This window comes from Novosphingobium sp. BF6 (genome assembly GCF_058273105.1).
In genome coordinates this window covers 2,593,194-2,605,365 of record NZ_CM177775.1, presented here as the reverse complement: position 1 = coordinate 2,605,365, position 12,172 = coordinate 2,593,194, and the positions used below count along the sequence as shown (strand labels likewise).

At 63.1% G+C, this 12,172-nt stretch carries 12 protein-coding genes; 2 read left to right on the top strand and 10 right to left on the bottom strand.

Features of this window, described 5'->3' with window-relative positions:
- Positions 1–15 precede the first annotated feature (15 nt).
- Positions 16–504, top strand: coding sequence for a hypothetical protein (locus tag AC4D6D_RS12815; RefSeq protein ID WP_491325606.1), 489 nt, complete (start codon positions 16–18; stop codon positions 502–504).
- Positions 505–613: 109 nt separating this feature from the next.
- Here the strand turns inward: AC4D6D_RS12815 and AC4D6D_RS12810 are convergent, their stop codons facing one another.
- From AC4D6D_RS12810 to AC4D6D_RS12795, 4 genes are read right to left on the bottom strand one after another with little or no spacing between them, the layout of a single operon-like run.
- On the bottom strand, positions 614–1,156 hold the full coding sequence (locus tag AC4D6D_RS12810) for a hypothetical protein (protein WP_491325605.1): 543 nt from the start codon (positions 1,154–1,156) through the stop codon (positions 614–616).
- Positions 1,147–1,767, bottom strand: a complete 621-nt coding sequence (locus AC4D6D_RS12805) for a glycoside hydrolase family protein (RefSeq protein ID WP_491325604.1) — start codon at positions 1,765–1,767, stop codon at positions 1,147–1,149. The genes AC4D6D_RS12810 and AC4D6D_RS12805 overlap by 10 nt, the downstream gene beginning before the upstream one ends.
- The gene (locus tag AC4D6D_RS12800) at positions 1,760–1,954 is read right to left on the bottom strand and encodes a phage holin family protein (RefSeq protein ID WP_491325603.1); all 195 of its coding nucleotides are present in this window, start codon (positions 1,952–1,954) and stop codon (positions 1,760–1,762) included. Before AC4D6D_RS12800 ends, AC4D6D_RS12805 begins: the two co-directional genes overlap by 8 nt.
- 50 nt (positions 1,955–2,004) lie before the next feature.
- Positions 2,005–3,831 carry a tail fiber domain-containing protein gene (locus AC4D6D_RS12795; RefSeq protein ID WP_491325602.1) on the bottom strand — a complete coding sequence of 609 codons (1,827 nt, stop codon included), beginning with the start codon at positions 3,829–3,831 and terminating at the stop codon, positions 2,005–2,007.
- Positions 3,832–3,950: 119 nt separating this feature from the next.
- On the opposite strand from AC4D6D_RS12795, the gene AC4D6D_RS12790 reads away from it, so the two are divergent.
- Positions 3,951–4,163: a hypothetical protein gene (locus AC4D6D_RS12790; RefSeq protein ID WP_491325601.1), complete on the top strand. Its 213-nt coding sequence runs from the start codon at positions 3,951–3,953 to the stop codon at positions 4,161–4,163.
- A 9-nt stretch (positions 4,164–4,172) separates the two neighbouring features.
- Here the strand turns inward: AC4D6D_RS12790 and AC4D6D_RS12785 are convergent, their stop codons facing one another.
- The 6 genes from AC4D6D_RS12785 to AC4D6D_RS12760 form a co-directional block, all read right to left on the bottom strand.
- On the bottom strand, positions 4,173–4,889 hold the full coding sequence (locus AC4D6D_RS12785) for a hypothetical protein (RefSeq protein ID WP_491325600.1): 717 nt from the start codon (positions 4,887–4,889) through the stop codon (positions 4,173–4,175).
- Between the two features lie 280 nt (positions 4,890–5,169).
- The gene (locus tag AC4D6D_RS12780) at positions 5,170–7,857 is read right to left on the bottom strand and encodes a hypothetical protein (protein ID WP_491325599.1); all 2,688 of its coding nucleotides are present in this window, start codon (positions 7,855–7,857) and stop codon (positions 5,170–5,172) included.
- Positions 7,854–8,276, bottom strand: a complete 423-nt coding sequence (locus tag AC4D6D_RS12775) for a DUF6950 family protein (protein WP_491325598.1) — start codon at positions 8,274–8,276, stop codon at positions 7,854–7,856. Before AC4D6D_RS12775 ends, AC4D6D_RS12780 begins: the two co-directional genes overlap by 4 nt.
- The gene (locus tag AC4D6D_RS12770) at positions 8,273–8,908 is read right to left on the bottom strand and encodes a hypothetical protein (RefSeq protein ID WP_491325597.1); all 636 of its coding nucleotides are present in this window, start codon (positions 8,906–8,908) and stop codon (positions 8,273–8,275) included. The genes AC4D6D_RS12775 and AC4D6D_RS12770 overlap by 4 nt, the downstream gene beginning before the upstream one ends.
- 3 nt (positions 8,909–8,911) lie before the next feature.
- A complete protein-coding gene (locus tag AC4D6D_RS12765) occupies positions 8,912–9,514 on the bottom strand; it encodes a hypothetical protein (protein WP_491325596.1) in 603 nt (200 codons plus the stop codon).
- 12 nt (positions 9,515–9,526) lie between these two features.
- Positions 9,527–12,085: a phage tail length tape measure family protein gene (locus AC4D6D_RS12760; protein WP_491325595.1), complete on the bottom strand. Its 2,559-nt coding sequence runs from the start codon at positions 12,083–12,085 to the stop codon at positions 9,527–9,529.
- Between the last annotated feature and the right edge of the window lie 87 nt (positions 12,086–12,172).

Sequence of the window (12,172 nt, the reverse complement as noted above, 5' to 3'; positions counted from 1 at the left end):
CCACAGGGGGGAACGATGATCAGTTGTTTTGAGGGCGGCTTTGAGGTGCTCAAGCTATTCGCGCAGTTGGCGTTGGCGTTCGTGGTCGCCCGAATGTCCGTGAGCTGGGCGCTCTCACGCTACAAAGCAGAAAAGGTCTGGGAACGCCGCCTCGCGGCCTATGCTGACGTTGTGACTGCGCTGGCTGAAATGGACCGGATCAATTCCGCGTGGCTGACAGAGGAAGAAGAAGGCGGCGAAACGAATGCGACTTGGAGTGAGCGCCAAAGTCAGCGTTATTCGGAAGCCAAGAGGAAGGTCGACGAGGTGAGCGCTGTCGCCCGGCTCCTTCTTCCTACGTCGACGACCACGATCTTGAACAAAATGGATGCAGAGTTAGCGGATGACGAGCCCTTCAGGGCGAACTGGGAAAGGTTGGACGCTGACGGTCAAGCACTTCGCAAGGCTTTAGAGAGCATGATTGCCGAGGGGCGATCTGTCCTCGAGATTGAAAACGGCGGATGATCCCTCCGCCCTGGTCAAGCGTTGATCTGGCGGATTTCCGCCGTTCGTGAGGGGCCGGACAGATTCCGATACCCCAACCGATACCCCCATTTTCCGGGGCGATTTCGGCCTACTTGGCGAGCTTTTCCGCGATCAGCTGCTGACCGAACTCATAGGCGCTGACGGCGTAGGCGTAATCGGCGTCGCAGGCGCGGAGGTCGGCTTCGGACGTCGCCACGATGGCACCGGCGGCGGTTCCTTCAGGAATGCGGGGAGCGAGATCACCGGCGGCGCCGGTGGAAGGTGCGGTACGGACGGGGCCACCCTGTTGCAGGCGATGAGAAGCGATGTACTCGCGCAGGCCAGCATTATCCGCCAGCAGCGATTCATGGGAGGCTTGGGCATCGGTGGCGATCTCCTTCGAGGTTTGTTCGGCCGCCGCTCGCGCGGCGGTGGCGGTGGCGACCTGGCGCGCCCACTCGGCGCGGTCATCGGCGCGGCCGGTCCGCTCGTTGGCAAGTTTGGTGCGGGCGGTTTCGAGCATCTCCTCCAGGCCGGTGATGAACCAGAGGCCGTTGATACGGACGGTCTGCACCACGACCAGGGCAAGCGCCGCGCCGAACAGTCCGGCGTAGATCTTGGCGGCCAATGCCGAGAACGGGTTCAGCGCCATGGCTTCAGGCGCTCCTGAAGATTTGCGGCCGTCGCGCCGGGAACGACGTTGGTGCGGCAATACTCGAGCTCGCGGTGACGGCGCTTCGTCAGGCCCGGCACCGCGACCTTGCGGCCTTTGACGGTGGCTTTGTTCCACATCAGCAGTGCCTCGCACCCGCCGACCAAGTTGCCAGCGGCGACACGCTTGGCGGCGGTGGATCCGCACCAACCGCCGGTGTTGTAGTTCATGCTGACGCTGGCGAAAATCTGGTGCGGTTGTAGCTCCTTATCCCAGCGCGTGCAGGCCATCACGATTTTGCCATGGGCGACCAGCTCGTCCTCGAGCATCGAGGCACACTGCGCCTCGGTGAAGTTCATGCCCATCCGGATCGGTTTGCCCTTGTACCTGGTCAGGCCGTCGCATGCAGTGGCGACGCCGGCGATGTCCAGGTAGGCCTTCAGGTACTGGCGGCCGGCGACGTGTGTCACCGTCGCCTTGCCATCCTGCGCGATCGAGACCTGAACCTTCCGGCCGCTCTCATCCTCGGGGATGACAGTGAGCAGCATGGCGGCCGCCGCCGTCCCGACAACCGCCGCCAGGCCGACGAGCTTTTTCGAAGTATCAGCCACGGCGCTGGTCCCGGACAAACTTCCAGACCAGGAGTGCGATCTGCAGAAGCGTATAGGCGAGGGTGGCTATAAGCACCCAATCCTGCAGGCTCAGGCCTGCAATGGCAGCGGTGCTGACGGCAATCGGGGGCGCAGCCTTCCCCACGGCGCCGGCGTATTCGCCGACACCCTGCGTGTTATCGAACATTTGCGTCTCCGAAGTTCGTAGGAGTTGAGGTGATCGAACGCGGCCCGCGATCAGGCAGCGAGCGCCGTGATTTGGTCGACGAGATCGGCTATCATCCCGTCATACTGCGCCCGCATCGCGGCTTCGCGCGCGAGTGCTCTCGCCAGCTCGCGGCGCTGCCATGCGGCTTCCATGGCCTGGCACTCGTCGTAGCGCAGACCCCAGCGGTTTCCGGCTTCCAGCGTCACGCGAGTTTCGCCGGTATCGACCATGCCCATGACGGGGCGGTCCTCGGTGACCTCTCGGAAGATGATGTTGCCCTCGGCGTCGAGAACGCCAGTTGCGATGCGCGCGATCACCACCGTCTCGATGTCGATCTGGCGTTCTTCCATGATCGGCTCGCGCTCTTCTTCCCATTCGTCGTAGCAGAGCAGGGCGTTTTTTGACCCGATCTCAGTTGCGTCGAGACCATGTGCGATAAACGCGTCCCTTACTTGCTGCGCGATCAAGCCTGTATGCCAGCGCGCATCATCGCCCTTTTCCGCGACCGCATCCTTGAACTTGAAGCGGACCCATTCGACGGCGCCCCAAGCATCAAGCCATTCGTCGGGGATGGGGTCGGGCTCGGTTTTCGATCGGGCATCGGAGGTGTTGATCGCACCTGTAGCAGAATACACGACCGACCATCTCAGAGAGTTCCAGCCAAGCGCCAACGCATTGTCGCTGTTTGGATGGAAAGCCGCCGTATTCAGTCTAATTAGATTTTGGTTGCTAGAACCGAGATAGAGTATTCCGCCCCCGGAATTTCTAACATAAAAATCGTTGGAGTCGCTGACTACAACACCACCCGGACCAACAGACAGACTACTAGCAATTCGCGCCTGACCGTTCACGTCAAGTTTTTGGGCTGGCGCAGTTGTGCCAATTCCAAAGTTGCCGCTACTGTCCATGAATGCGGATGTTGTGGTGGCAAGGGCATTCTGCCAGGCAAACGACCCGCCGCGCAGGTAAAGAGTAGAAGCATCGGCAGCTATATTCTGGACAGCATTAGCGCCGAGGTAAATTCCATTTCGGAAAGCGGCAGTACCAACAACATCAAGCCTGAAAGTAGGATTGGAAGTGCCAATCCCGAAGTTGCCCGCCGCGTCAATCCGCGCCCGCTCTGCTCCAGCGGTGACGAGACCGAGAATGTTTGCACCCGGCCTGTACGCCCCTGTATCGAGATCGCCCTCGAACGTGATGCCGGGTAGCGCGGCCGTGCCGCTTGCAAAGCGAGCCGCCTTGTAGAGCCGCATGGTTCCGTCAGCATCGAACAGAGCGGTGTCCACGCCGTTGTTCGTGACCGCCAACTGACCTTCGCCGGGGCGACGGAAGCCGGTGTTCGGATCGGAAATGAAGCCCATCGCGGGCGCGGCCAGCGTGCCGTCGCCCACCAAGATGCGCTCGGGGGAGAAGCCGTTGATGTTGAAGTTCGCGACGACCTGACCACCCACCACGATGGCGAACGTGTCCGGCCCGGTCTGGGTGATACCGGTGTTCTCGTCACCAGCGAAGCGGAAGCCGGGCGTGGCCACGCTGCCCGCCGGGAACACGCCCTGGCCGATGCCATCGCGAACATCGGCGAAGGACTGCACGAGCGCCGCAGCAGCCTTCGCCAGCGCCATGAGATATCCCTGCGCGGGCATGATCGTGTAGGCCTGCCCGCCCGTCGTCGCGCCGCGATAGGGGGTGCGCAGCTTCAGCGCCGTTGCCGAGACGATCGAGGCGATCTCGTAAGGGATGCCGTCCGGCCCGATGAAAGCCTGCCCGGCATCGACGTTATCGACCCAGAGCGTGAGGACGCCCGTCACATCGACGCTGTTGTTGACGACAGAAGCCGTCCCCGCGTTATACCACATGGCCGCGAAGTCTCCTTTGGGAGCGAATTATTGATGTGGGAGAGCGGCGGATTGCCGCCGCTAAGTTTCGCCGCCCTTAAAATGTTGAAGCGGGAGTGACTTAGGTAAAACCAGTCACTATGCTTTCAGAATTGAATGGGGGCGAAATGATTAAATTTATTCTGGTAATTGCCGTCTATAACACGCTCGGCGGCAACGTTGTTGTGAAGCACACCGAGCATTTCGATGATCGGGCTTCATGCATTGCAGCGGGCAAGCAGCAGGTCGAAGAGGCCAAGCAGAAGTACCCCGATGCGGACTTCACCTGCTACCGGCGCAAGGTGCGTTCTTGAGGTAGCCCGTTAAATGTTTGTCACGTCGACGATCAGCCAGGTCGCGAGTATGGAGTTCCAAGCGTCCCCCTGGGGCGCTTGGTTGTAATTTCCGACAAAGACGTACCAGGACTCGTTCCCGATCCGCACACCGCCAGGTATTCCAGCGCAACATGAAACCGTGTTGTTGATAGCAATGGTCGGATTTGATCCGACGCCGCCCGGGCCCAGTGAGACATCATAGAATTCACCCATCCGGCAAGGGACATAGGCGTACTTGCGGTTGGCCTTGAAGGTGAAGTCAGCGGCCGCGTCTCGAACCGATCTCTCAATGATGCCTGCCACGCGGAAAGGCGGCAGGCGAGTGTCGTAGACGACCTGTCCGGTAGACCTGTTGCGGATACGCTGGCCCCACCCGGGAGCGATCGAGGTGGGTTTCGCGTCGTCGAACAGCCACCACTCAATGGGGGAGGAATAGGTCTTTCGCCTATACAACGTGAAAGTGTCGGTTCCTCCAGATCGGCTCTGGCTGACAAATGATTGGTCAGTGCAGTAGATGACCATGATAGGGTTGTTCAGTCCTGAGAAATTCAGAACTTTCCGCTGCATGAAGTACTCGCCTTGGGTGGTCGAGGTCGTTGTGTCGGGGATAGCAACGCCTTTGTCTACCAACTGGAAATTGCGATAGGTTCCATCAATCTGCACAATGCCAGATTGATTGGTTATGCGGACGCCGTACTCGCCCATCAATAAAGCCCGTATCGAATAATGCGCGCAGAGCGGTAAACGGCGGGTATCCCCTCCCAGTCCCAATTGAATGTGCCTGTGCCTGCGGCAAAAGTTATTCGTGGCGCCCGGTATGATCCCAGGGGGTGAAACCAGGCAGACTTTCCCAAAAGCACACCGTCTACAAACGAGCCGGTGTTTGCGGTGGTCACAGTGAACGTTCCCGCGAAGCGGGTGATCCTGTCAGTAATTTCAAGCGTGATGGCGCCCGCGGCGTTTCGCTGTCGAAACCCGTAAGGCATCAGGTAAGCCACCCCTGCTCGATGACGCGAACTCCACCTGCCAAGATGTACTCGGTCGTCCGCCCCGAACCGTCGACATCGACGGTCCACCCATCGCTCCCCAGTCCTCCCGGTGGGATCACACGAAAGCGATCGGATCGGATGGTGAAGTCTCCGACCTCTCCATTATTTCTGGCTTCCCACCCCGTCACATAGCCTTGGACGTCGAGGGTGACTGCGGCGCGGGCAAACAGGGCGACTACATCGCCCACAGCCTGAGCGAGGACTTCTGACTGCTGGGTGATCGATGCCGTATTGCCATTCACCGTCGCCGATAGCGTGGTGATCAGCATGCCGATTGCCTGGTCGGCGGCCGCACGAAGGATTGCCTCCTGCTCCAGCCCGGCCTCGGCGCCGCCCATGCCGACGGCGACCTGGTCCACCAGGCGCGCGATAGCTGCTTCGGCGTTCGAGCGGATCGTGCGCTCGCTCGTGATCGCAGCATTTTGAGCGCCGCTCTGGACAACCATGGCCAAAAGCGAACCGGCTTGGCTCTCCTGGTCGCGAACCATCACGCCCTGCTTGTTGGAAAGCTGGGCAAGGCCGTCGCCGTCGAGTGCCTCGATCTGCTCCACGAGCAGCTCGATGTTCTCGGTGTTACCCTCGACGGCGGCCTCGATGTTCTCGATCGCGGAGCCCTGATCGCGGATGTCGTCGACGGCCTTGTCGATAATCACCTTCGCGGCGGCGGCATCGTCTTCTAGCTGCGCGAACTTGATGGCCTGATCGTCAAGCTGCTCCTCGATGATCGTGATCTTGCCGACGCCGGTCAGGACGTTGGAGAAGATCGTGATGTCGCCGTCGATCGTGCCGATCCGGTAGCTGATGCGGACGTCGTACCGGGTCTCACTCTGGAGCGGGGCGATGACGTGCCGCACCGCACCGGCGCCGGAGAGGATTGCGGAGCTCGTCCAGTTCTCGCTCACACCCTGACCGTCGGCATGCAGGCGATAGTCGATCACCACGGCGTCGGCGGAGGGCATCTCGCTCTCGCCGGCGACGAGAAGTGCGGGGAAGCCCTCGCCGGACGTCGTCCCGGAAACACTCCATTCCGTTTCGACCGGTGCCGGGGGCTTGAGATCGGGGGCGCTCAGCTGGAACGGCGCGGGGGGTGTCGTCGTCTGGCCAAGCGCATAGGCATGCTTCGAAGGTGTCTCGGTCTGGACCGTGAAAGAGACCTTGCCGGTAGCCGGGTCGATCGAGCGCCTGGTGATCAGCACCGGCTGATACACAATGCCCTCGTCGGGCACGTTCAGGTTGACGACGTCGCCGGTTTTCAGGCCGATGTGCTGGGGCCCCGTGGTGAACGTCCACGGCCCGGCCTCCCGGCTGTTGACGATCTCGTAGGCGGCAAGCTGGCCCGGTTGCTTCGCCTGCTGGCCGGTAAATACCTGCACCAGTGGGAAGTCGATTTCCTTGGTGCGCTGCCCCTTGTCGGCCGCGACGTACGCCGGTTCGGTGATAGCCGTGCCCGAGATGACCGACCAATCACTGGCTTCGTCGACGTAGCGCGGGATGACGGTATTGAACCGGTCGCGCCGGCTCTTCGTCATCGGGAACGAAGCGCCGTCGTGGAGGTGCCAGCTCTCGATCGTCGCGATCGCGACGCGCGGAGTATAGACCAGGCAGCCGATCATCGCGCCGGTTTGGGTCGGCACCGCGCCGCCCGCCTGAAGGATCCGCTTCAGCGTGTTCCACTTGCTGTCGGTGGTCCATTCGACACCGCCGACCTTCCAGGCGTTGGCTTCGCAGACGTTCGCGCACTCGACGAACTCTTCGACGCGGATGTTCGCGATCGGTGCGCCGATGCCGCACGTGCGCTTGCCGTTCTGGTAGCGGCCGAGCGACCAGGTCAGCGCATGCAGCGCCGGATTGTCCGACCACACATAGGTCGTCTCGATCAGGGCGCGGCAGCTGCCCGAGCCACCTGGATAAGTGCTGTCGAGGCGCGGATCGTAGACCTTGACCCACTTGCCGATCCAGGAGGGTTCGGGCGCGCCAGCGCCGTACATCTCGCCCTGCTTGTTGTAGCGCAGGCACCACATGGCATGTGTGATGCCGGAGAGCTTGTGCGCGGTGGTCCAGCCCGGGGCGGTACCGCCGCCGAGTGAGACCGCCAGCGCCGACGACATCGGCCCGCCCAGGTGAACTTTCTGGGCCTGATAGTCGTGATAGGTGCCGATCGCATTGCCATCGGCTGCGAAAGTCACGGCTTCGTTGTCGCCGGTGAACTGTTCGATGCCCTCGATCTGCCCGCCGATCGTCAGCAGGGCGCCGAACCAGAGGAGGTCGTTGAACTTGGTGTAGCCTGGCCGCGTGTTTGTGTCCGCGAAGAAGCGCAGGCCCGACATGCGGGTGCGGCCCATCGCGTAGGGAAGGCCGCTCTGCGGATTCGTGGTGAAGCTTGTCGCGCTGCCCTGGTTTGAGACCTTCGGCGCCGTGGCCGCGCCGATCATGCCGATCACACCGGCTGCGAGGCCCGCGTACATTCCGACAGCGGTGATGGTGGCGGTCGAAATGCCCGCAACCACACCGGCGGAGCCCATGGCGGCAGCGCCGAGGACGCCGGCGCCGGCGAGCGCGCCGACGCCGGTTGCGACCAGGGCGACGGCCGCGACAACCATCCCGGCGGTGCGAAGGGTCTTCATGCGAGGACACTCCAGGCGCGCAGGATCTCGGTCGGCCTGAACGTCACAAGCCCATCATGATCCTGGTGGAAGCAGAAGAGGTTGCCGTTGCCCGCATAGATGCCGAGCGCGCCGATCGCTCCCTCCGACGGGATCAGCGCGATATCGCCTAGAAGCATGCGCGCCGGCGCGATCGCGACCAGGCCGACACCGTCCGCCATTTCGGCGAGGGTGGAATAGCCGAGCCGCTTCAGCGCGCGGGCGGCGCCGAATTCGCTCTGATATGCGCCGGCCTTGCTGACCAAGATCTTGTGGCCGAGCTTTTTCAGGTGAAACGCGGAGACCTTGGCACAATCGACAGCGCCCCATTTGAAGGCGCGGCCGCGATAGCGGGCGAGGGTGGCTTCGGTCGCGGCGTGGCGCCGTTCAAGCGGGGTCATGCGATGGCCTGCCTGGCGCCAGTGATCACCCCGAGGCCCGACTTTGCGGTCGCGCTGCTCTTGGGTGGTTTGACGCCCCAATAGAGGTTCTTGTCGGTGCCCGTCATGAATTCGAGACCGCGCTCGCCCGGCCAGATCGACTGGTGCCAGGCGTTGGAGGCGCGCTGACCTTCCTCGACCTCGAACAGGCGCTCGAAGACGCTGACGACGGTATATTCCAGGGTGCGGGCGCCGTTGGCATCGAGGCCGGGGGTCGGCACGTCGATCTCGCCCAGGAACAGGGTCTCGGGCTGGCCGATCGCCATGCCGGTGATCGGATCCGCGGCGCCGACCATGATCCGGACGAGCGATCCCTGCATGGAGGGATTGGCCAGGACGGACATCGCGCTGATGTCGGGCGGCATCAGGCCGATCGTCACTTCCGGCGCCTCGTCGCCGATTTCCTCCGAAAGCTCGGAGATCGTGGACAGGGTGCCGAAGGTCGGATCGATCCCGGAATAGGCTTCCCCGTCGATCAGGACAGTGCCGGCGCCATCGAGGAGGCGGAGGGTGTAGTTCGGCAGTTCGATACGCACCGCGCCGAACAGCAGCACAGACGACTGCGCCAGCGCGCTCTGTAGCGTGGGATCCACGGGTCAGGCCCCTTCGGAAATCGTGAAGCTGAAGGCGGTCAGGCGGGACACTGAAATCTGCCAGTTGAGCTCGTCGCCGGGGCTGACGAGGCCCTCGATCATGGGCTGCGCGATTTCGACGACGTCGCCTGCGCCGAGCTGCACGCGGAGCATCGGGAAGATGTTCGCCGTCAGCGATCCGTTGGCGGCTGCTGTTCCGCCAGTCCGGAACATGTGCAGGTAGCGGCGCCCGGCGCGAATGATGGAGAAGAACTGGCCCTCGGCGGCGACATAACCCGGCGTGAGGCCGGTGAGCGGAATGGAGCTGCCCGCGAGCACGGCGCTCGCGAGGACCGGCGCGCCCGGATTGCCGGTATCGAAGCCCGGCTGCGGGAAGGGCATGATCAACCGCTGCTTTCGCGCCTGAAGCAGGCGGGACTGGATGACCATGGCCTCGGTCTCGGTTCGCTTCGACGGAAGCTGAAGGCGAACGCCGAACCGGGTTCCGAACCGGTCGATCAGCTGCTCCGGGCCGCCAAGGAATGGCGACAGGACCGCGCCGAATTCGCGCAGGAATACGGTGGCGGAGTTCGGGACGACCTCCGCCGGCATAGCAATCGCTGCCACAGGTGCTTTTCCTTATGGGATGCGTCGGCGGGCCTGGCGCGACATGTCGGCGCCGGCGGCCGATCGGGCCTGGACGCCAGACGCGACGGACATGGGCCCGGCGACGCCGGCGGCGCGCTGGTCCACTTGGCTCCAGAACAGCTCGGAGCCGGGGCCGTAGTAGTTGTTCTGCGTCCCTATGCCGTTGCCGCCGCCAAGGTTCGATAGCTCGTGGTTCGGGATGACCTGGCCGGAGGAGCTGGGCAGGAAGATCTCCGGTCCGCGCTCGCCGACCAAGTAAGGCAGGCCGGCTGCAGTGGGGCCGCCATCGGCGCGCGCGCCGGCAAGCGAGATCCCGCTGAACGCGCTGAAGTCGTAGGACGCGCCGGCGCTGGAGATGTTGGAGGATCCGCCGCCGCCGAGCGAAAGCCCGCCGCCGAAGATGTTCCCCAGGGCGCCGACCATGGCCTTGCGGATTTGGATCCGCACCAGGTCCGAGATCACCTGCTGAGCCACGTTCTTGAACACGTCGCCGAACTTGCGGACGCCGACCGTCGCGTCTGCGAAGCCGTTGATCATGGCGTCGATGCCGTCGACCTTGATGCCCTCGATCGCGTCGTTGATATTAGAGACCTGGCTGCGCAGCTGGTAGACGTACTGCTGGCCTGGCGACATGTTCTGAATCGCGAGACGCTGACGCTGGGCGGTCTGCTGCGCGGCCAGCTCCGATCGGGCCTTGTCGGCATCGGCGATGTCGCCGTTGGCGATCTGCTGATCGAGCAGGTTGCGCTGGATCTCCTGCTGGATCTCCAACGCCTTGCCTTCGAGCTCTGCGCGTTTGCGCGTGTTCGGCTCGATGTCGGCCATGGCCTGAAGCGTTTCGGCCTGGCGGGAAAGCATGTCGTTGTCGAGCTGGACCGCGCGATCGGCGCGCTCGCGGGCCAGCTTGAGCAGCGCAGGGGCGAGCGTGACGCCGATATCGCCGGAGGCGCTTTCCGGTCCATAGATCCGCTCGATCGCGGCCTTGCGCTCGGCTTTCTGGGCGTCCGTCAGCTTTTTGTTGGCGTCGACCTCAAGGAGGCGCTTCGTACGATCGGCGGCGAGCAGCTCGTTCTCGATCTTGGCGCGCTCTTCCGCATCGGTGGTGACATCGAGCTTTGCCTGAAGGTATTCGCGATTGAGGGCGGCAAGTTCCTCGTCTTGCTGGGCGTCCGTCGCCATGGCGGGCGGACGCTTCTTGCGTTCCGTTTTTTCGCGGCGAAGCGAGGGGTCGAGGGAATTCTCAGCAAGCGACTTTTCGATCTTCGCGGCAATGTCTTGTTTGCCCGGGTACGAGACACCGTCGGCTATCGCTTGAAGGAACTCCTGCTTGCTGACCGCTAGGCCGTCAAAGTCCAGTTTCTCGGCCCGTCGGGCGGTTTCGATGCTGCCGACCTCACCCGACTTGAACTGTGCGTAAAGATCTCGCACCGCGTTGTTGCGGTTCATGGCACTCGTGACGTCGACACCGACGGCGCCCAGTGCTTTCTGACCCCACGACAGACCGAGATTGCCGGACTGGAAATTGCCGAAGGTCTTCTCCGAACTGGCTTTTTCACCGGCGGCTTGCGCTCGAAGATTGATCGCCATGAGAGTGGCATTCAGCCGGAGCATCTCGTTCTGGTGCTTCAGCTTGCCCGTCGTCAGATCGAACATTTCGCCGAGGACCGACTGCGCATCGGATAGGCCATTCGACGCCAGCTTGACGTCTTCCATGGCCTTGCCGGTGTCGAGCAGCTTCGGGATAAGCGTCGACAGTACAATTACCGCCGACGTGATCGCCAAGCCCCAAGGCCCGGCCATGAAGGCGCCGAACTTCCCTGCGCCGTTCGTCATCAACTGGAGCGCCTGGACGATCTGGCCAGCCTGGGAAGCGAAGATCTGCATGGGCTTCGCGCCCATCGCCCACATGGTGGCGACGTCGTTTATCTGGAATTGCAGTTGCTGCATGCCGGCGCGCGCGGCCCCGTTTGCGGCGACGACACCCGAGGACGATTGGCGATAGGCGGCGGTCGCCGATTTCATTCCGGTGACGAACTGCGCCGTCGAGATCACGCCTTCGCGCTGCGCCTGGCGCAGTAGCTTGGTCTCGTTGCGGTAGGCGGCGAGGGCGGCACTGGCAGGGTCGAGGCGGGCTTTCAGGGCGGCCATTTCAGCCGAGAGCGCCGTCGTCGCCCCGGCACCCTCCTTCAAACCATTTAGATCTCTGCGGAACTGGGCGAGCTTCTGCCCGGCCTCGACCATGGCCTGGCCGTACTGCTTGCCGGAGATTGCGCCGAGACTCAGTGCCTTGCGCGCGAGATCCACTTCCTGTCTGTACTGCGCTTGGGCAGCGGAGAGCGGATCGAGGCGCGCCTTCAGGTCGGCGAGCTGGCGGCTGAAGCCGGCCATGCTCGTGCCCATGTCGTTGGCGGCCTTGCGGATCTCGCGGGAGCCGACGTTGATGCTGTTCTTCAGCGCCGCCATCTTGGCCTGCGCGTCGGCGGCACCTGCCCTAAAGCGCGCGGTCTCAAGCGTCAGGTCCGCGCGAAGCGAACCGATTTTGGCGGCCATCGCGGGTTCCTTCCGGCCATCCGGCCACGAAAAAGGGGCGGCCCTGCAAAGGACCGCCCCTGATGGGAGCTATCGACTGACCGGCTA